Here is an 18,697-nt window from a genome sequence, read left to right on the forward strand (position 1 = left end):
ATGCGTTTGATACGGCGTAAAGTGTGCGCAGATTTTATTGCACTATTTACGCAACATGGCTTTGATACCACGCAATCCTTGGCGTATGCGGGCTTCGTTTTCGATCAAGGCGAAGCGCACATACTCGTCGCCGTAGTCGCCGAAGCCGATGCCGGGCGACACGCAGACCTTGGCCTCGGCCAGCAGCAGCTTGGAGAACTCCAGCGAGCCGAGGTGGCGGTAGGCCTCGGGGATGCGGGCCCAGATGTACATCGACGCCTTCGGCTTGTCGACCGGCCAGCCGGCCTCGCACAGCCCTTTGTGCAGGACATCGCGGCGGCTCTGGTACATCGCGCAGATCTCGCTCACGCTGCCCTGGTCGCCCTCGAGCGCGGCGATCGCGGCCACCTGCACCGGCGTGAAGCTGCCGTAGTCGTGGTAGCTCTTGATGCGCGCCAGCGCCGCGACCAGCTCCTTGTTGCCGACCATGAAGCCGATGCGCCAGCCGGCCATGTTGTAGCTCTTCGACATGGTGAAAAATTCCACCGCGACGTCGCGCGCGCCCGGCACTTGCATGATCGACGGCGCCTTCCAGCCGTCGAAGGTGATGTCGGCGTAGGCCAGGTCGTGCACCACCAGGATGTCGTGCTGCCTGGCCAGCGCCACCACGCGCTCGAAGAACTCCAGCTCCACGCACTGCGCGGTCGGGTTCGACGGGAAGCCGAGGATCATCATCTTCGGCTTGGGATAGCTCTCGCGCACCGCCCGCTCCAGCTCGTCGAAGAAGTCGACGCCGGGCGTCATGCGCACCGAGCGGATGTTGGCGCCGGCGATCACCGCGCCCCAGATGTGGATCGGATAGCTGGGATTGGGCACCAGCACGGTGTCGCCGGCGTCCAGCGTGGCCAGCATCAGGTGCGCCAGGCCCTCCTTGGAGCCGATCGTGACGATGGCCTCCGAATCGGGATCGAAGTCGACCTCGTAGCGCGTCTTGTACCACTTGGTGATCGCGCGCCGCAGCCGGGGGATGCCCTTGGAGGCGGAATAGCCGTGCGTGTCGGGACGCTTGACGGTGTCGATCAGCTTGTCGACGATGTGCGGCGGCGTGGCGCCGTCCGGATTGCCCATCGACATATCGATGATGTCTTCGCCGCGCCGGCGCGCCGCCAGCTTGAGCTCGGCGGTGACATTGAAAACGTAGGGAGGCAGGCGATCGATGCGCGAAAATTTGCGCGGAGTTTGGGTGTCAGTCATGGATGTCTCACGTAAGCGCCCGGAACCGTCCGAGCGACGTCGATGCAATGTTGCATCGGCATCCATACTAGCCCATCAATTCAAATCTTGGCAAGCCCCGCGAGGTGGCCTTACGCCGGCGACTGGTTTTCCGCGTCGCTGAACCATTCGAACAGGATCAGGCCGATGATCGAGACGATCGGAAAGCCGCACAAGGTGATCACCACCCACAGCGCCGGCGAGCGGCCCAGCCGTTTGGCGGCCATGCCGACGAAGATCAGGTGCAGGATGGCGCTGACGGCGATGCCGAGCCCGGCCAGAATGACCAGCGGCACCGAGGCGGTGGTGTACTTGTTGAGCGGCGGCAGGAAGGCCGCGATGCACGACGCACAGACGACCAAGGTGACGGCGGCGGCGGCGATCGGTTGTTGGGCGCGGGCGACTTGCATGGTTTCTCCTGGGTCAAGCGGCCATGCTGCCACGAACTAGTTTGAAAAGCAATACTAGCGGTAGGGCGGCATCTGGATGACGATCGGCGCCGGCGGCGGCGCAGGTGGCGCTTTCGGCACCGCGTTATTCAGCACAAACGTCATTACCGTGACGGCCGCGACGCTCATGCCAACCGCCATGCCGACGATCCATTTGACCAGCGTCGCACTGAGCTCGGCAAGATCAGCCTTGGTCGCCATTTGCTCCAGCCGGGCCTCTATTTTGGCCAGGCGTTTGCGCGCCTCGACGGCAAACTCTTCAAGTTTGTCGAGTCTGCTTTCAATCTTCGCCAATCTGAGGTCGAGGTCCATACCGAACATGTTAGGCCGGCGACAGCGGCTCAGACAAGCTGAGCCAATTTGACCTACCTCAACGTCGTCAACGCCGACGCCAGCACGATGGCGGCGATCGCCAGCCACTGCGTCAACGTCAGATGCTCGCCCAGCATCAGCATGCCGGCCAGCGCGCTGATGGCCGGCGCGGCGCTGCTGAACATGCTGAACGTGCGCGACGACAGATTGCGCATCGACAGCATCTCCAATGTGTACGGCAACGCGCTCGACATGACCGCGATCGCCAGCCCGATCGCCATGTACGACGGCGTCAGCAGCACCGCGCCCGAGTACCACGCGCCCACCGGCAGGATGAACAGCGACGCCGCCGTCATGCCCCACGCCACCGACTGCCCGCCGTGCATGACCGACACCCGCTTGCCGAACACGATGTACAACGCCCAGCACACCGCCGCCCCGGCCGCGTAGGCGACGCCGGCCGGATCGAGCTGATCGACATGGCCGTGAATCGGCAGCAAAAAATACAGGCCGGCCACCGCCAGCGCGATCGCCACCAGGTCGCGCGGCCGGCGCGACGACAGCACCGCCACCGTCAGCGGCCCCGCCACTTCGATCGCCACCGCGATCCCCAGCGGAATCAGGTTGAAGGAGCGGTAGATCAGCAGATTCATCAGCCCGATCACGCTGCCGTAGACGGCGACGTTGCATGCCTGCGGCCACGTCAGCGGCGTGCGCCACGGCCGGAACACGGCCATCATCAGCAGCGCGGCGAAGCCGACGCGGTAGGCCGTCACGCCTTCGACGCCGATCAACGGAAACAGGTGTTTGGCGACGGCGGCGCCGACGTTGAGCGACAACTGGCTGCACAGCAGCGCGAAGCCGGCCAGCAGCGCGCCGCCACCACCGTGGGATTTTTCAACGGTCATCTATTTTGCCGCCAGTCCCAGCTTCAGCGCGACCGGCTTGCCGGCGGCGGCGTCGGTCTTCTCCGGCGCGCCGGGCTGTATCGCGGCGGTGTCGGCGCCCGCCTCTTTCAACGCCGCCACAATCGCGGCGGCGCGCCTGGCGCCCAGCGCCGGCAAGGCGTTCTGCGGCAACGGCTGGCTTTGCTCCAGGCGTTCCTGCAGCTTGCCGTAGAAGGCGCCGGCGTCGGCCACCTGCGGTTCGCCCTGCACCAGCTTGCCCAGTCGCTGCAGCATCGGCAGCTTCTTGCGCGCCTCGGCATCGCCGGGCTTGGCGCCCGCCTCGTCGTCGGCTCCCGCCGGGGCGGCAGCGACCGCGCTCTCGGCCGCCTTCTTCTGCTTGTCCAGTTCGGCCGCGCCGAAGCGCTCGGCGTACAGGTCGCGCAACGCGCCGCGCACCTTGCGCTGGCCGATGTCGAGCGGACCGGGCTGCTCTCCCGGCGCCAGTTTGATCTCCGCCCGCGTGACCACCAGCCGCCGCACCGCTTGCGTGCGCAGCGCCGCGCCGTCGGCCGCCTCGCTGTACTGGCCCGGCACCGACAGCTTCAATTGCGGCTTGCTCGCCAGGATCTTCGCCACCTGGCGCAGCTTCTCTCGCTCCGGCGGCAGCACGGTGTCGCTGCCGGCGTCGAAGTCGACCGCGTCGAGCTGGTCGCCGCTGACGCCGAACAGGTTGCCCAGCGCGCGGAACGGCGACAGCGCGACCTTGCTCAGGATGTTGCCGATGGCCTTCCACACCACCGAGCCGTAGCTGAACTGCGGATCGTTCATGTTGCCGGACACGGGCACGCCCAGGTCGACGCGGCCGTTGCTGTCCTTGAGGATGGCCAGCGCCAGCTCCAGCGGCAGCTTGATCGCGTCCGGACTGTCGATGCGCTCGCCGAGGGTCAGGTTGTCGAGCACGATCTGGTTGTTGCCTTCCAGCTGATGGTTGCGCACCTTGTATTGCAGATCGAGCGAAATTTTTCCCTGCGCGATCTTGTAGCCGGCGAACTTCATCGAGTACGGCGACGCCGACACCATGTCGACGTTCTTGAACACGACGTTCACGTCGGTGTTGTCGGCCGGGACGAAGGGATTGAGCTGGCCGCGTATGCGCGCCAAACCATAATCGTCGACGCGGCCGTCGAGCTCGATCTGGCTGCGCGCGTCGGCTTTCGACGACAGCCCCGTGATCAGACCGCTCAACTCGTAAATCTTGGCGCCGAATTGCGGGCGCAGGCTCAGATCGGTGAAGTCCAGCTTGGCGTTCTGGAAGCGCACGCGGCGTATGCGCATCGGGAACGCCTCGCCGCCGGCGGGCGCGGCGGCGGTGGCGGGCGCCGCGGCCTGCGCCGGCGCCGGTTCGGATTTCTTCACCAGCAGGCGCTGCGCGTTCAGGCTGCGATCGTTTTCGATGATCAGGATCGCGTTCGGCTCCACCACCCGCAGCTCGGCGATGTCGAGCAGGTTCGGCGACAGGCTCAGCGCCAGCTGGTCGGCGCGCACCGACTTCCAGCGCGCGAAGTGATCGTTGTCCTCTTCATCGAGCGCCAGCTGGGCCACTTCCAGCGAGCCGTCGTAGCGCATGGCCGGATTGGCCTTGCTGCCGCCGGCGCTGGTGCGCAGGCGGCCCTCGCCCGACACGCTGCCGTCGGCCAGCTTCAGCTTGACGTACTTGCTCAGCAAAGGTTGCACCGGCGCCAGCGCCAGCTTCGTCAGCTTGAGCTCGGTATCGACGGCGCCGGTGGCCGGCACCACCTTGCCCTTGGCCGTCAACTGGCCGCCTTCGCGCAGGCCGACGGCGCCTTGGAACGCCAGCGGTTTTTTCAGGTCGCTGCCGACGTCGGTCAGCGTCAAGTTGAAGTCTTGCAGATTGGCTTTGATGCCGGTGCCGGCGTCGTCATAGCGGGCGCCGAACTTGTTGAACTCCACCGTTTTGACGGACGCGGCCCACGCGGTTCCGGCGGGCTGGTCCTTCGCCGGCTTGGCGGCGGCGGCCTTCTCGCCCGAACCCGCCCCCGTGCCCGCGCCTGGCAAGCGGCCCATGAACAGAAACTGGCCGGCGCCATCGCGCGACAGGTCCAGCTGGCCGCCGTCCGCGTACAGACGGCCCAGGCTGGCGCGGCGCGCGGCCAGGTCGAGCGTGCCGTCCTCAAAGCCCAACCGCCCCAGTTTCAACGGCGCCATCGCGCCGCTGACCAGCGCCAGATTGTCCATCGAAAACGCGGCATCGTCGATGTTGAGCTTGAGCCCGCTCGCGGCGGTTTCCATTTGCAAGCGCAGCTTCAACGTCAGCTTGTCGGCGCCCACCTTGAGCGCGGGACTGACGGTGTCGTCGAGCGCGTTGAGGGCGATGTCATCCAGGCCGATCCGCTTGAAGTTCAGCTTCCAGCCGCCCTCCTCCTTCGGCGCCGGCTTGGCGGCCGCGACAGGAGCAGGCGCAGGCGCGGCGGCGGCCGCCGACGGCGGCACCATCAAATTGGCCAGGTCGATGCGCCCTTGCGCGTCGCGCCGCAACGCCAGCGCGCCGCCGTTCAGGCGCAGGCCGCCGACCTCGACCGAGCGTTTGCCGAGGTCGACATCGACGCCGCCCACGTCGAGCAGCTTGAGCTTGACGAACGGCGCCGCCGCATCGGCCTGACGAATCGCCAGATCATTCAACGCCAGGCTGGCGCCGGCCAAGCTAGCGTCGAGCTTGCCATCCTTGTAGGCGAAGCGGTAAGGCAATTTGGCCGACAGCCGGCCATCGCCGACGACCACCCGCATGAACGATTTCAGGTAGGTCGACATGCCCGGCAACGCCACGTTTTCCAGCGACAGCAAGCCGCTGCCGCCGATCGGATTGAGCGCGGCCGCGCCCTTCCAGCGCAGCTTGCCGCCGAGGCCGGCGTCGGCGCTCAGGGTGTAGTCGCCGTTGCCGTCCGGCAGCGTGCTCAAATGGTTGAGCTCGAAAGCGATGGGGGCGAAGGTCTCGTCATAGCCGGCGTGGCGGTCGTGCATGTCGACCTTGCCTTGCTCGAGCGCGAAGTGTTCGACGATCAGGCGCGGCATGCCGCTATCGCTGTCGTCCTTCTTGCGCTTGTCCAGGGTTTCCATCAGCTGGGCGATATTGAACTTGCCGTCGGGCGACACGGCCAGCCGCAGCGCCGGCGCCGTGACGCGGATCTCGGCCAGGCTCCAGGCGCGGCGGAACACCGAGCGCCACTGCATCTCGACGGCCAGCGCGCCGACGCCGAACAACGGCGCGCCGTCCGCCTCGGTCAAGCGCACGTCCTTGGCCTCCAGCCGCAACGTGAACGGATTGAAACTGACGTCGCCGATGCTGGCTTTGCGTTCCAACTCGGTCTCGACAAACTTGGGTAACTGACTCTTGATCAACCGCGGCAACACCCAGCCGCCCGCCAACGCATACACACCCACCGCGCCAGCCACGCCCACGCCCCACCGCTTCCATCGTATTGTCGTCGCCCGCAAAACTGGTCCTCATCATTGTGTTCACCGAATAACAGTATAGCAAGAGCAAAGCTTCTTTACTGGCATCAAAAACATGCCCAAAAACAACAAATTCAGGCCTTTTTGCGTGGCGGGACTTTTCGAACGGACATTTCCAGATGTACATTAGATTCCAAGAGGAAATACAGCCACGCCACGCTGTCCCGCTCGGCAATAGCTCCGCCCCCCTGTCCCCGGGGCACCGTTCCACAGAAACGCTCCCCAATCTTTTCGCCCTATTCAACCTCGCTGGAGACACAATGAAAAACACCATCCGCACCGCCGCCGTCGGCGGCTTCATCGCCCTGCAATCGATCGCCGGCTATTGCGCCGAACCGGACGCGCACGCGCATCCGCACTGGTCGTACAGCGGTCCGTCGGGACCGGACAAGTGGAGCGAAGTCGACAGTAAATTCACCTCGTGCTCGCAGGGCAAAGTGCAGTCGCCGATCGACATCCACACGGCCGACGCCCAGCACGCCGCGCTGTCCGAGCTCAAGTTCGACTACCAGGCCAGCCCGCTCAAACTGATCGACAACGGCCACACGATCCAGGTCAACTACGCGCCCGGCAGCTTCCTGACGGTCGACGGCAAGCGCTACGAGCTGCTGCAATTCCACTTCCACAAGCCGAGCGAGGAACGCATCGACGGCAAGCGCTACGCCCTGGTGGCGCACCTGGTGCACAAGAACGCCGAGGGCCAACTGGCCGTGGTCGGCGTGCTGATGGAACCGGGCGCCAAGCGCCCCATGATCAAGACCATCTTCGACAACCTGCCGCTGCAAAAGGAAAAGGAAACCGAAGTGCCGGGCGTGAGCATCAACATCGCCACGCTGCTGCCGGAAAACCGCGCCTACTACACCTTCAGCGGCTCGCTGACGACGCCGCCGTGCAGCGAGGGCGTGACCTGGTACGTGATGAAGAACGCGGTGCCGGTGTCGGCGCAGCAGATCGCCCAGTTCGGCCACGTCTACAAGATGAACGCCCGTCCGGTGCAGGCGGTCAACGGCCGCCTGGTGCAGGTCACCGACTAAAACTGGCGGCGCCGACGGCCTTCGTTTTGCCTTACACTATCGGACCTTCCCGACCATCGGAGCTCCATGCAAGCGCAACTCGAACCCTTCCACGCCGTCGGCATCAGCCGCCTGGCCCACGCGCTCAAGGCGCAGGGCCGCTCCATCATCCACATGGAATTCGGCCAGCCGTCGACCGGCGCGCCCAAGGCGGCCATCGCCCAAGCCCACCAGGTGCTCGACGCCGACAACATGGGTTATTGGGAAAGCACGCCGCTCAAGGAGCGCCTGGCGCGCTTCTATGACGAGCGCTACGGCGTCAAGGTCGACGCCAACCGTTTCGTCATGACGTGCGGCGCCTCGCCGGCGCTGGTGCTGGCGTTGAACTCGCTGTTCTCGCCGGGCGACCGCATCGCGCTGGCGCGCCCCGGCTACGTCGCCTACCGCAACACGCTCAAGGCGCTGCACATGGAGCCGGTGGAGATCGCCTGCGGCGCCGACGTGCGCTACCAGCTCACGGCCGCCGCGCTCGAGATGCTCGACCCGCCGCCGGCCGGCGTGATCATCGCCAGCCCGGCCAACCCGACCGGCACCATCATCGCCGCCGACGAACTGGAGGCGATCGCCAAAGTGTGCCGCGCGCGCGGCATCCGCATCATCTCGGACGAGATCTACCACGGCCTGAGCTACGTCGAACCGGCGCAGACCATCCTCGCCTACGCGCCCGACGCGCTGGTGGTGAGCAGCTTCTCCAAATACTTCAGCATGGCCGGCTGGCGGCTGGGCTGGCTGCTGGTGCCGGCCGAGCACATCGAACGCGCCTGGGCCTATTGCGGCAACCTGTTCCTGACGGCGCCGTCGCTCAGCCAGCACGCGGCGCTGGCCGCCTTCGACGCGCTCGACGAGCTCGAAGGCCACCTGACCGTGTACACCGAGAACCGCCGCCTGCTGCTCGACGCGTTGCCGGGGCTGGGCCTGAACGCCATCGCCCCGCCGGACGGCGCGTTCTATATCTACGCCAGCATCGCCCACCTGACCGACGACAGCCTGGACTTCTGCAAGCGCCTGCTCAACGACACGGGCGTGGCGACGGCGCCGGGCATCGATTTCGATCCGGTCGAAGGCAAGCGTTTCATCCGCTTCAGCTTTGCGGTGTCGACGCCGGAGATCGCCGAGGCGATCCGCCGCATGCAGCCCTGGTTCGCCGCCCAGGCGGGCGCGCTGGTGGCCGGCCAGTGAGCCGCTAGCGGCGGCTAGGCTTCGGGCATGCCGCGCAGGAATTCGATATCCGACACGGCGCGCGACCATGCCGCGTCGGGATCGAGCGCGGGCGTGTTGTGGATATCGAGTTGGATGTCTTTCAGCGTTCTGCCGTCCAGGGAGATTTTGTAGCGCAGCGCCGTGTATTCGACGTCGTAGGTGTTTCTCAACCCCTGTTGACGGGTGTAGGTGTCGTGGGAAGCGGGCATGATTGTCCTCCTTATGAGAGTAGAGAAAAGCATAGCACGAAGCGATTTTGCGTGTAATTGCCGCATGACAAGCCAACCCGGGCGCGCGCACTGGCCGCGCGGTAAGGTGCCGCGCCGCTTCACGCGCTTCGGGTATGCTGACGTTCCACGATCGCGACCAGGAGGCCATATGCTGACAGGGCAATGTTTTTGCGGCGCCATCCGCTACGAGACGGGCGAGCGCATCCGCAACCAGACGCTGTGCCATTGCACCATCTGCCGCCGCACCAGCGGCGCGCCGGCGGTGGCGTGGTTCACGGTGGCCACGGAAGACTTCCGCTACACCGCCGGCGAGCCGGCCAGCCTGCGCTCCTCCTCCCATGGCACGCGCACCTTTTGTCCGCGCTGCGGCACCCAACTCACCTTCACCGACGACGCCAGCCCCGGCGAGATCGATGTGACCACCGGCAGCCTGGACGCGCCGGACCGGGCGCTACCGCAAAGCCACATTTTTGTGGCCGACGCGCTACGCTGGCCGAACGATTTGCCGCGCTATCAACAGAGCAGAAGCGGGTCGTGACTGCCTTCAGGCAGAATTCAATTATCAAAATTGCTTGCCAAATCACCAATTCCTTGCTTAACTGTCACTCAGTTCTGGAGGGAATATGGCAAAGACTTCACTTGCGGCGGCACATGTCGGTAACAAGGCGGTCATCGCCGCGAAAGCGGTCGCCTGGGCGAACAACGACGTCATTCTCATCGCCTGGAGTTATCCCGGGCCCATCCCCGGATGCATCGGCTTTACGCTCGAACGAAAGCTCGCGCGTGAACCCGATTCCAAGTTCGCCGCCCTGCCTTCCTACGTCGGCTGGCAGGGAGGCAAGAACGACGACTGGAAGTCCAAGACCACCGACGAATGGCCACTGCAGCGATTCAATTGGAAGGACTTGGTGGCGGAGGCCGACAAGCAGTACATCTACCGCATCGTACCGCTCACCGGCAAGTCGCAAGCCCCCGTTCGCATGGATCCGCAGTACTGGCTGACCACCGGAAAAATCAGCCGCGGCGACACCGTCACCGGCACCGTGCGCGCCACGTTCAACCGGGGCATACTCGCCACTCAAACGCTTGCACGAAAACTGCATAAGCCGACCGGAAAAGGCCTGAGCCCTGCCGAAATCGAATCCTTTGTCCAGGAACAAATCGCCAAACTCGGCGCGGCGGAACGCAGCCGTTTGACCGGCCAGCTCCTCGACACCCTGCTGGACTTTACCGCCCGCGCGTCGAAGACGGGGCGCATCGTCGCCGCGCTCTACGAGCTGACCGACGAGCAACTGGTGAAGGCGCTGGTGGGCTTGCCGAAAGGCCGGCTTCATTTGGTACTGTCCAACGACAACGACTCCGAGCCCGACGGAGAGACGGCGACGGGAAAGCCAAAGCGGAAGGTTATCTACGACGGCCTGAATTTGGCGGGTCGCCAGAAGCTGGTCAAGAAGCACGGCGACAATATCGCCACGCGCTACATGCCCTCCAGCGGCATCGCCCATAACAAATTCCTGATTTACGTCGACGATCAAGGCGCCGCCCAAGCCGTGCTTACCGGCAGCACCAACTGGACCTGCACCGGTCTCTGCACTCAAAACAACAATGCCATCGTGATCGAGGACGCGAAGCTGGCGCAACGATATCTGGATTATTGGACTGCGCTACATGCCGATACCATCGCGCAAATCGTTCCGGACCCGCCGGCGCCGCAAAAAGGATTGCAAGCGGCGGCCTTGCGCAGCGCGGGCGCCAAGGCCGCCAAGCCATTGAAAATCGACGGTGGACAGGTGGCCGTATGGTTCTCTCCGAACACCAAGGCGCGCATTGATACGGGGACTCCAGCTGCGCCCAAAGTGCCGCCGATACCGCCGGACATGGCCGTCGTCGCCGACCTGATGGCGAACGCAAAGCAAGCCGTGCTGTTCCTGGCGTTCCAGCCGGGGCAAGCCGGCAATGCCAGAAGCATGACGTTCCTCAGCCAGCTCGCGGCCGTGGCAAGGGACAAGCCGGAACTGTTGATCCGGGGCGCCGTGAGCGATGCCCCGCTTGCCGCGCAATTCAACAAGGCCATCTACGACGAGCCGGGCTGGCAAAACGCCGCCGCGGTCTCGCCGGCAGGCTTCTCGACCGATTTCGGCTACTTCGAGACCGAACTGGTCAAGACAGGGCACGCCATCATCCACGACAAAATCATCGTCATCGACCCGTTCGCCACGGACGGCAGCTGCCACGTGATCACGGGCAGCCATAACCTTGGCTACAAGGCCTCGTACAACAACGACGAGAACATGCTGATCATCAGCGGCAACCGCAATTTGGCCATCGCCTACGCGGTGCACGCGCTGGACGTCTATGACCACTATCGGTGGCGTTACAAGCTGGCGCAACAGCGCGAGCGCGAGACCAAGAGGGCGAAAGCCGCGGGCGAGCCGGCGCCGAAATTTCAAAACCTGGCGCAGTACAAACCGAAGTGGACCGGACTGTTCCGCGACACCGACGAATGGCAAACCAAATACTTCCAGCAAAGCTGGGAGAACTTCACCGAAAGGCTGTTTTGGGTGTCGGACGGATCGCCGCTCCCACCGCTGCTGCCACCCACCACCAAGTCCGGCAAGAAGGTGACGCCGCCGGCCGTCAAGGCGTCCCGGCGGGCGGCGCGAGCCTGACGAGCCCTCGCAAAAACGGCCGGGCCGGCGGCGCCCTACCCGCCCGGCAGCACTTCAAACGCCAGCAGCTGCGTCACTTCATCGGGGCTGAAATTGTCGTCGGAGATCAGCACCAGGCTGCGGTGGCCGTTGGCCAGGACCGGCCCCCAGCTCATTCCCTCCAGGTTGTCGACCTTGTCCAGACCGGCGCGGTTCACATCCATCAACAGGCTTTTTTTAAGTGGCGTGTAGCGCGCGCCCTCCAGCGTCGGCAAGGCGGCGATGTCGGTGGCGCCATCCAGTTCCACCAGATACAAACGGATGAAGAATGCGAAGCGCCCGGTCGCATCCTGCACCCCGGAACGCTCCAGCGCCAGCAAATGGCGGCGATCGACCACCAGCATCTCGGACACGCCGTTGTCGCCAAAACGCCCCGGCGCCGGACGCCCTTGCACGCGGTCGATGGGATAGGCGTATTGCGCCAGTACTTTGCCGTTGCGATCGAATTGCGTAAAGCGGCTGACCGCGCCGTGCTCCGGGCTGGCCAGCGGGCCGTCCTGGTACAGCGGCGCCTCCATCCCCACCCACAGCGAGCGGCCGTCCGGCGCGAACGCCAGCGCCTCGAAACTGAGATTGCCGCGTGGTCCGGCCGTCTTGCCTGACGTAGCCTTGAACATGGCCGGCAATGGCAGCGTCGAACGATAGGCGCCGTCCGCGCCGGCGTGCTTCACGAACGGCCCGGTTCCCAAGGCGTCGCTGCCCTCGCTGGCATACCAGATTCCGTCGCCATCGGGATCGAAGCGGACCGCCTCGATGTCGGCCATTTCGCCTCCGCGCGACACGGCCTCGCGCGGGGCCGGATAGGCGCTGCCGTCGGCTTGCCGGAAGGTTTGCACGGCCTCCAGCGAGACCGCCCTGAACCCGTCCGCGTCGTAATCCAGCCGCGCCGTGTAAAACCGCGCCGGCCCGAGTTCCGAGCGGTCGTCGCTGGCGGTGATCCAGATGCCGCGGCGGGCGTCGTAGTCGATGCTCGACAAGCCGCCCACCAGCGTGCCCTGGAAAATCCGCCGGTGCGCGATGCGCTGCTCGCCGATGAGACGCAACCCGGCCACCGGCTCTTGCGCCTGGTGCGCGACCGGCAGCGCGCACCCGCCGAGCAATGCGCCCAGGATCACGGCCGCGCCACGCATCAGAAGCGCACCCGCATCGAGGCGTACAAGGTGCGCGGGCTGCCGAGGAAGTAGCGTCCCGTGGTGAGCGGATTGGAGCTGGTCAGCTCGGCCCCGACGCCACCCAGATAATGGCGATCGAACAGGTTGTCGACGTTGAGCGCGAACTCCGTGCGGCTGCCAAAGCCAAACAGGCTGCCGCGCGGCTTGTAGGTGAAGTTCAGGCCGACCAGCGTGTAGGCCGGCATGTACTGGCGCGGATACAACGCCGGTCCGCCGGCGATGACGGTATTGGTGACCGTGCCGTAAGTGCCGGCCGCCTCGCCGACATAATGCGCGTTGGCCGTCAGGCGCCATTCCGGCGCCGGCTTCCACGTGGCTTCGGCGAAGGCACTGCGGCGCGGCGCGCCCAGCACCGGGTCGCCCGACTTGATGCCCTCGGCCGGCGTGTCGCCGGAATAATGCGCGTCGTTGTACGAGGCGTTGGCATACAGCTCGTACGCCTTGCCGGTGGCGCGCAGCGTCAGCTCCACGCCCTTCGAACTGATGCCGCCCTGGTTGGCGAAGGTGGTGGTGGCGTCGCGCGAGAAGATGTCGCCGTTCGGATTGCCGTTCTGGATCGAGATGCGGTCGCGGTAGTCGATTTTGTAGGCGCTCAGCGCGACGCCGTAGCCGTCGTCGCTGGTCCAGCGCACGCCGACATCCTTGTTGACCGAGGTTTCCGGCTTGATGCCGTTTTTGGAATCGACCGCCGCCGTCCCCTCGAACACGCTGTCGGGAATCGCGCTGAAGTTTTTCGAGCCGCTGGCGAAGACTTCCCAGTCGTCATTCACGCGATACAGCGCCGCCAGTTTCGGCAGCAGTTTCGAGCTCACCTTCAGCGCGCGGGTGCCGCCGAATTCCACCGGCGACGAGTAGTCCTCCTTGAAGCGCTGATAGGTGGCGCCCAGGTCCAGCTGCAGCCGGTCGTCGAGCAGGCTGACCTTATCCTGCGCGTAGGCCATGGCGGTGTCGGACGAATAATGGCGATCCTGCGTGATCGAATACAGCGCGCTTTCCTCGAAGGCGCCGCTGACCTTGGGATCGGTGACGGCGAACCAGTTGCGGTCCTTGTCACGCTTGGTGCGCTCGATCCAGCCGCCGATGCGGATGCGCTGATGCTCGCCCAGCGTATCGGACACCTCCGCCAGGGTGCCCTTGCGGTCGATGGCGTTGTCGCTGCGCCGCGTGCTCGCCTCGCGCACGCCCCACTGGCTGACCGGATTCATCGCGTAGCGCGCCGCCGCCGGGCAGCCGGCAGACGAGAGCGCCGCGCTGCTGGAGCCGGCCGGTATCGACACCGCGCTCACAGGGATCAGGGCGCCGTTGGCATCGCGCCGGTATTGGTTCTGGTAGCACTCCTGCACCACGGCGGTCGGCTTGCCGCCCGGCGCCACCGCGCTGTACACCTTGCCGTTCGCAGGCAACTGCACGTAGGGCACGTAGAACCAGCCATTGCCCTCCTGCTTGTGCCAGTATGGCTTGACGGTCAATTTCCCGGTTTGGCCGAAGCGTTGGGTCCAGTCGACATGCATCAGGGTGTCTTCGCTGTTGATGCCGCGCGTGCCGCGATAATTCTGGTCGATGGCCGGATTGCCGGTCCAGTGGTCGGTCAGGCCGTCGGTGGTGGGATTGCCGTAGAAGGTGGCTTTGTATAGCTTGGACGATTCGGCCAGCAGCGCCACGGCATCGTAGTCGTTGTCGCTGAATTTATTGTAGCTGACGGTGGCGCGCAGACTGGAGCCGCCCCCCAGGTCCTGCAGCACGCGCAGGTCGGCGTGGCGGCGGCTGTTGCGGCCCGATTCGTCGCCCGGCCAGGTGCGTACGTATTCGTGCGAGTAGCCCAGGTAGGCGCTGGTGCCGGTCGCCGACTTGCCGGTGTCGACGCGCACGAAGCCGCGCCGGTAGCCGAAGCTGCCGGTCGCCAGTTCGATCTCGCCACCGCGCTCCCTGGCCGGATCACGCGTCTTGAAGTCGATGTATCCGCCCAGCGCCTGGTTCGACGGCGTGCCAAGATCGCCGGCCGTCTGCGAGGCGTCGACGCGTACCAGGTTGGCAGGGTCCAGCAAGCGGTTGGGCATCGTGCCGCCGTTCGACAAGGTGGAGCCGTTCGGGATGCCGTCGATGGAAATGCCGATCTGCTCCTTGTTAAAGCCGCGCATCGACAGGCGCATCGAAAAGCTGCCGGTCAGCGCGTCGCTGGAGCTGACCTGCATGCCCGGCACCCGCGCCAGCAATTTCAGCGGATCGATACCGGCCGGCTGCTCGGCGATCACGGCGAGGTCGATCACGCTGTTGGCCCGCGCCTCGCCCTTGCCCAGCGCCTGGCCGGTGACCTGCACCACGGTCGGCGCCACCTCCGCCGCCGATTCGGCGGGCGCCTGCTGCGCGTGCGCCGCCCCCATCTGCAACATCGCCGCCGATCCGGCAGCGAACATCCCTAGTCGTGCATACATCGAATTCCCCTATCAGTGGTTTCCGCGCCAAGTGGCACGGCGATTTTTTTGGTCGGACCGCCTGTCTCCGGCGGCCTCATTTAATTTAGGTGAATGTTATAGTGGTTCGTACCACTTTGCAATGTAAACCAAACTCAAAATGTTGGATACTCATTTAATGCCGACTCTTGGCAAAGTTAATAATTAGAGGTTCGTACCAATGTCACAAACATGTCATAATCCGGCGGGTTCCGTTCAAGCTTTCACCAGGGCGCGAACCATTTCGTTACAATACGGCTGCGGCCCGTCACAAGGCCGGCCTATTCCATCCATCATTCGCTCGACAGCAGGTACATTGAATGCGACCACGAACCACCGACACTCCCACCGCCGCCGCCAAGCCCGCCCCGCTATACCAGCAGTTGGCGGAGACCTTGAAACAGCTGATGGAGTCGGGGAAAATCGGCGCGCGCGAGCCGATGCCGGCGGAGCGCGATCTGGCGACCACCTACCAGGTCAGCCGCGACACGGTGCGCAAGGCGATCCGCCTGCTCGAGGAACAGGGCCTGCTCTATAGCGATCATGGACGCGGCACCTTCGCCGCACCGGAAGCGGTGCGCCAGATGTCGCGCTTCCTGGACAGCTTCACCGACGACACCATCAAGCGCGGCGGCGTGCCGGGCCAGACCATCCTGGCGATGGAAACGGTGGCGGCCAATATGGCCGTGGCCAGCCTGCTGCACATGCAGCCGGACGAGCCGCTGTTGCGCATCAAGCGCGTGCGCCTGATGGACGGCAAGCCGATCGGCCTGCAGGAATCGTTCTTGCGTTTGCCGGCCGGTGCGCGGCTGGAGCAAAAGGAGTTGGAACAAGTCGGCTCGCTGTACCGCATCCTGATCGACAAGTTCGGCATCAAGCCGTCCGAAAGCCTGGAAAGCGTGGGCGCGGTGGCCGCCCGCGCCGAAGACGCGGCGCTGCTTGGCGTGCAGGCCGGCACGCCGCTGCTGCTGTGCGAGCGCGTGATGCTGTCGGACCGGCGCGAGCCGGTCGAGTACTGCGAAATGAAATACGCGCCACCCTACCGCTATAAAACCCGCATCAGCAAGGGCGGCGCCGTCTGACGCGCGGCTTGATGCGCGCGGTCAGCCGATGGCGCCGCGCAGCACCAGATACAGCACGAACACCGCGTCCAGCCCGAGCACCATCGCGCCCGGCCAGCGCCGCCGCGCCAGCAGCATCAGCGTGTAGACAAAGCAGCCCAGCGCCAGCGCCACCATAAGATCGGCGCAGCACGCGGTGACGAGCAACATCAACAGCGGCGGCAGATAATTCTCCGGCGCGCTCGTATCCAGGTCGCGCAGGCCGTCGAGCATGCACAGTCCCACCATCACCAGCACCGGGGCGGTGGCGCAGGCGGGTATCGCCGTCAGCAACGGGCCGAAAAACAAGGCCAGCCCGAACAGCGCCGCCACCACCACGCCGCTTAAACCGGTGCGGGCGCCCGCCTCCACCCCGGCCACCGATTCGACGAAAGCGGTCACGGTGGAAGTGCCGGCGGCGGCGCCGATGACACTGCCCATCGCGTCCGACGCGAAGGCCGCCCGCGCGCTGGGCAAGTCGCCGTTCGGCTTCAACAAGCCCGCGCTGCGGATCACGCCGAACATGGTGGCGGTACCGGAAAAGAATTCGATCAGCAGAAAATATAGCGTCACCGGCAGCAGCAGCATGAAGTGCGAGAAAAAGCCGCGGAAGTCGAGCGCGAACAGCAGGTCTCCCGTCAACGCCGGCACGCCGAACCAGTGTTGCGGCAATCGGGTCAGCGCCCGCCCGTCGGCACCGGCGACGAACAGTCCCGCCGCGCTCACCACCAGCATCGTCAGCAGGAACGCGCCCGGCACACGCCGCACCAGCAGCATGGCGGTGAGCAGGATGCCGGCCAGCGTGAGCCACGCCGCGCCGTCGTGCAGGCGCGAGAACGCCACCAGCGAGCCGGCATCCCCCACCAGCAGGCCGCCGCTGCGCAAGCCAAGCCAGGCGATGAACACGCCGATCGAGCATTGCATGCCGAGTTTGACCGGCTCGGGAAAGGCGGCGACGATGCGCGCGCGCCATTTGGTCAGCGACAGCAGCAGGAACACCAGCGCGTTAAGCAGCACCATCGCCAGGCCGGTCTGCCACGGCACGCCCATCTGCCCGACCAGCACCTGGGCGAACACGATGTTGGTACCCATGCCGGGCGCCAGCGCGATCGGCAGGTTGGCCCACAAGGCCATCACCAGAGTGGCCGCCATGGCCGAGACGATGGTGGCCAGGAACAGGCCGTTGCGGTCCATGCCGGCGGCGGCCAGGATCAGCGGGTTGACGACCACGATGTAGCTCATCGCGGCGAAGGTGGTGCAGCCGGCGATGGCCTCGCGCGCCGGCGTGGTGCCGCGCGCGCTAAGCTGAAAGAAGCGGTCGGCGCGCGCGGCCAGGCCGATGCCGCGTCCCTGGGTGGAGCTCGGGCTATGCATGATCGAGCAGCGCCTTGAGCTGCGCGCGCGTCGGCAGCGCCGAGCGGGCGCCGGTGGCGGTGACGGCGATGCTGCCGGCGGCGCAGGCGAAACGCAACGCGTCCGCCGGCGCCTGCCCTTCCAGCAGCGCGGCCAGGAAGGCGCCGTTAAAACTGTCGCCGGCGCCGGTGGCGTCGACCACGGTGGCGGGAAAGGCCCGCTGCGCGATGGCCAGATGGGGCTCTCGCGCCGCCAGCACGGCGCCGTGCGCGCCGCAAGTGACCACCAGCATGCGCGGCCCGTGCCCAAGCAGGTCGGCCATGCCGGCGGCCTCCGGCCCGGAACCGGTGACCGCGCGGTAGGTACTGTCGTTCATGAACACCAGATCGGCCATGGCGAGCAGCCGCTGCAAACGATCGCGATCGGCCACCATCGCCGCCTCGATGTCGATGGCGATCGGCACGCCCGCCGCACGCGCCAGTACGTGCAGCCGCTCGAACTCCGGCAGATCGTAGGGCATCGCGTACAGCAGGCGCGATTGCGCCAGCGCCACCGCGAACGTCTCCTCGTCCAGCGTCGGTCCCGGCATCGGCGAGTACACCAGCGCCTTCTCGCCACTCGCTTCGATGATGATCAGCGCGGTCGGCGACGTCGCTCCCGGCACCACCCGCAGGTGATCGAGCGCGACCCCGAATCGTTCATACTCGCGGCTCAGGAACGCCCCCTCGGCATCGCCCGCGATGCGGCCGTATGCCAAAGTCGGCCGGCCCAGCAAGCTGGCCGCGCAGGCCACGTTGGCGACCGTGCCGCCGGCGTAGGGCGGCAAGCGCCGGCCCAGCACCTTCTGGTCCGCCGCCGGCGCGCGGTCGACGGTGAACAGCAAATCGATATTGGGGTCGCCAAAAGCCAGCAGGTCGAAGCGGCGCCGGTCCGGAAAACTGAAAAAATCGCTCATGCACATATTCCTGAAAGACCGATCCG

At 65.7% G+C, this 18,697-nt stretch carries 15 protein-coding genes; 5 read left to right on the top strand and 10 right to left on the bottom strand.

The genetic code is table 11. The features are described 5' to 3' along the window. Nucleotides 1–42: 42 nt before the first annotated feature. The 5 genes from alaC to JOD97_RS16285 all read right to left on the bottom strand — a co-directional run bounded on the left by alaC (nucleotide 43) and on the right by JOD97_RS16285 (nucleotide 6,277). A complete protein-coding gene (gene alaC / locus JOD97_RS16265; RefSeq protein ID WP_209719794.1) occupies nucleotides 43–1,233 on the bottom strand; it encodes an alanine transaminase in 1,191 nt (396 codons plus the stop codon). 110 nt (nucleotides 1,234–1,343) lie between these two features. Beyond that, entirely contained in the window at nucleotides 1,344–1,661 is a 318-nt protein-coding gene (locus tag JOD97_RS16270; protein WP_209719797.1) for a hypothetical protein, read from the bottom strand. A 54-nt stretch (nucleotides 1,662–1,715) separates the two neighbouring features. Further along, entirely contained in the window at nucleotides 1,716–2,012 is a 297-nt protein-coding gene (locus JOD97_RS16275; protein ID WP_209719799.1) for a hypothetical protein, read from the bottom strand. Nucleotides 2,013–2,065: 53 nt separating this feature from the next. Further along, entirely contained in the window at nucleotides 2,066–2,920 is an 855-nt protein-coding gene (locus JOD97_RS16280) for a DMT family transporter (protein ID WP_209719801.1), read from the bottom strand. Next, nucleotides 2,921–6,277, bottom strand: coding sequence for a DUF748 domain-containing protein (locus JOD97_RS16285; RefSeq protein ID WP_229264478.1), 3,357 nt, complete (start codon nucleotides 6,275–6,277; stop codon nucleotides 2,921–2,923). A gap of 413 nt (nucleotides 6,278–6,690) precedes the next feature. Between JOD97_RS16285 and JOD97_RS16290 the strand changes: the two genes are divergently transcribed. Together JOD97_RS16290 and JOD97_RS16295 are read left to right on the top strand one after the other, a co-directional pair. Beyond that, on the top strand, nucleotides 6,691–7,464 hold the full coding sequence (locus tag JOD97_RS16290; RefSeq protein WP_209719808.1) for a carbonic anhydrase: 774 nt from the start codon (nucleotides 6,691–6,693) through the stop codon (nucleotides 7,462–7,464). Nucleotides 7,465–7,530: 66 nt separating this feature from the next. Continuing rightward, on the top strand, nucleotides 7,531–8,682 hold the full coding sequence (locus JOD97_RS16295) for a pyridoxal phosphate-dependent aminotransferase (RefSeq protein ID WP_209719811.1): 1,152 nt from the start codon (nucleotides 7,531–7,533) through the stop codon (nucleotides 8,680–8,682). A 14-nt stretch (nucleotides 8,683–8,696) separates the two neighbouring features. Here JOD97_RS16295 and JOD97_RS16300 read toward each other — a convergent pair whose 3' ends face one another. Then, entirely contained in the window at nucleotides 8,697–8,912 is a 216-nt protein-coding gene (locus JOD97_RS16300) for a hypothetical protein (protein ID WP_209719814.1), read from the bottom strand. Between the two features lie 169 nt (nucleotides 8,913–9,081). On the opposite strand from JOD97_RS16300, the gene JOD97_RS16305 reads away from it, so the two are divergent. Next, nucleotides 9,082–9,471 carry a GFA family protein gene (locus JOD97_RS16305; protein WP_229264479.1) on the top strand — a complete coding sequence of 130 codons (390 nt, stop codon included), beginning with the start codon at nucleotides 9,082–9,084 and terminating at the stop codon, nucleotides 9,469–9,471. A gap of 85 nt (nucleotides 9,472–9,556) precedes the next feature. Continuing rightward, nucleotides 9,557–11,602 carry a phospholipase D-like domain-containing protein gene (locus JOD97_RS16310; RefSeq protein ID WP_209719817.1) on the top strand — a complete coding sequence of 682 codons (2,046 nt, stop codon included), beginning with the start codon at nucleotides 9,557–9,559 and terminating at the stop codon, nucleotides 11,600–11,602. A 35-nt stretch (nucleotides 11,603–11,637) separates the two neighbouring features. On the opposite strand, the gene JOD97_RS16315 is transcribed toward JOD97_RS16310, so the two are convergent. Together JOD97_RS16315 and JOD97_RS16320 are read right to left on the bottom strand one after the other, a co-directional pair. After that, complete coding sequence (locus JOD97_RS16315) at nucleotides 11,638–12,771, bottom strand: esterase-like activity of phytase family protein (RefSeq protein WP_209719820.1); 1,134 nt, start codon at nucleotides 12,769–12,771, stop codon at nucleotides 11,638–11,640. After that, a complete protein-coding gene (locus JOD97_RS16320) occupies nucleotides 12,771–15,227 on the bottom strand; it encodes a TonB-dependent receptor domain-containing protein (protein WP_209719824.1) in 2,457 nt (818 codons plus the stop codon). Before JOD97_RS16320 ends, JOD97_RS16315 begins: the two co-directional genes overlap by 1 nt. A 356-nt stretch (nucleotides 15,228–15,583) precedes the next feature. Between JOD97_RS16320 and JOD97_RS16325 the strand changes: the two genes are divergently transcribed. After that, on the top strand, nucleotides 15,584–16,345 hold the full coding sequence (locus JOD97_RS16325) for a GntR family transcriptional regulator (protein WP_209719827.1): 762 nt from the start codon (nucleotides 15,584–15,586) through the stop codon (nucleotides 16,343–16,345). Between the two features lie 21 nt (nucleotides 16,346–16,366). Here JOD97_RS16325 and JOD97_RS16330 read toward each other — a convergent pair whose 3' ends face one another. After that, complete coding sequence (locus JOD97_RS16330) at nucleotides 16,367–17,737, bottom strand: NCS2 family permease (RefSeq protein ID WP_209719830.1); 1,371 nt, start codon at nucleotides 17,735–17,737, stop codon at nucleotides 16,367–16,369. Further along, on the bottom strand, nucleotides 17,730–18,671 hold the full coding sequence (locus JOD97_RS16335) for a carbohydrate kinase family protein (protein WP_209719834.1): 942 nt from the start codon (nucleotides 18,669–18,671) through the stop codon (nucleotides 17,730–17,732). The genes JOD97_RS16330 and JOD97_RS16335 overlap by 8 nt, the downstream gene beginning before the upstream one ends. Nucleotides 18,672–18,697 lie beyond the last annotated feature (26 nt).

The organism is Duganella sp. 1411 (assembly GCF_017833525.1).
Taxonomy (GTDB): domain Bacteria; phylum Pseudomonadota; class Gammaproteobacteria; order Burkholderiales; family Burkholderiaceae_D; genus Rugamonas.

Bases quoted from the DNA above. Each gene is read 5' to 3' on its own strand.
- alaC (WP_209719794.1), bottom strand. From the start codon at position 1,233: ATGACTGACACCCAAACTCCGCGCAAATTTTCGCGCATCGATCGCCTG.
- JOD97_RS16270 (WP_209719797.1), bottom strand. From the start codon at position 1,661: ATGCAAGTCGCCCGCGCCCAACAACCGATCGCCGCCGCCGCCGTCACC.
- JOD97_RS16275 (WP_209719799.1), bottom strand. From the start codon at position 2,012: ATGGACCTCGACCTCAGATTGGCGAAGATTGAAAGCAGACTCGACAAA.
- JOD97_RS16280 (WP_209719801.1), bottom strand. From the start codon at position 2,920: ATGACCGTTGAAAAATCCCACGGTGGTGGCGGCGCGCTGCTGGCCGGC.
- JOD97_RS16290 (WP_209719808.1), top strand. From the start codon at position 6,691: ATGAAAAACACCATCCGCACCGCCGCCGTCGGCGGCTTCATCGCCCTG.
- JOD97_RS16295 (WP_209719811.1), top strand. From the start codon at position 7,531: ATGCAAGCGCAACTCGAACCCTTCCACGCCGTCGGCATCAGCCGCCTG.
- JOD97_RS16300 (WP_209719814.1), bottom strand. From the start codon at position 8,912: ATGCCCGCTTCCCACGACACCTACACCCGTCAACAGGGGTTGAGAAAC.
- JOD97_RS16305 (WP_229264479.1), top strand. From the start codon at position 9,082: ATGCTGACAGGGCAATGTTTTTGCGGCGCCATCCGCTACGAGACGGGC.
- JOD97_RS16310 (WP_209719817.1), top strand. From the start codon at position 9,557: ATGGCAAAGACTTCACTTGCGGCGGCACATGTCGGTAACAAGGCGGTC.
- JOD97_RS16315 (WP_209719820.1), bottom strand. From the start codon at position 12,771: ATGCGTGGCGCGGCCGTGATCCTGGGCGCATTGCTCGGCGGGTGCGCG.
- JOD97_RS16320 (WP_209719824.1), bottom strand. From the start codon at position 15,227: ATGTTCGCTGCCGGATCGGCGGCGATGTTGCAGATGGGGGCGGCGCAC.
- JOD97_RS16325 (WP_209719827.1), top strand. From the start codon at position 15,584: ATGCGACCACGAACCACCGACACTCCCACCGCCGCCGCCAAGCCCGCC.
- JOD97_RS16330 (WP_209719830.1), bottom strand. From the start codon at position 17,737: ATGCATAGCCCGAGCTCCACCCAGGGACGCGGCATCGGCCTGGCCGCG.
- JOD97_RS16335 (WP_209719834.1), bottom strand. From the start codon at position 18,671: ATGAGCGATTTTTTCAGTTTTCCGGACCGGCGCCGCTTCGACCTGCTG.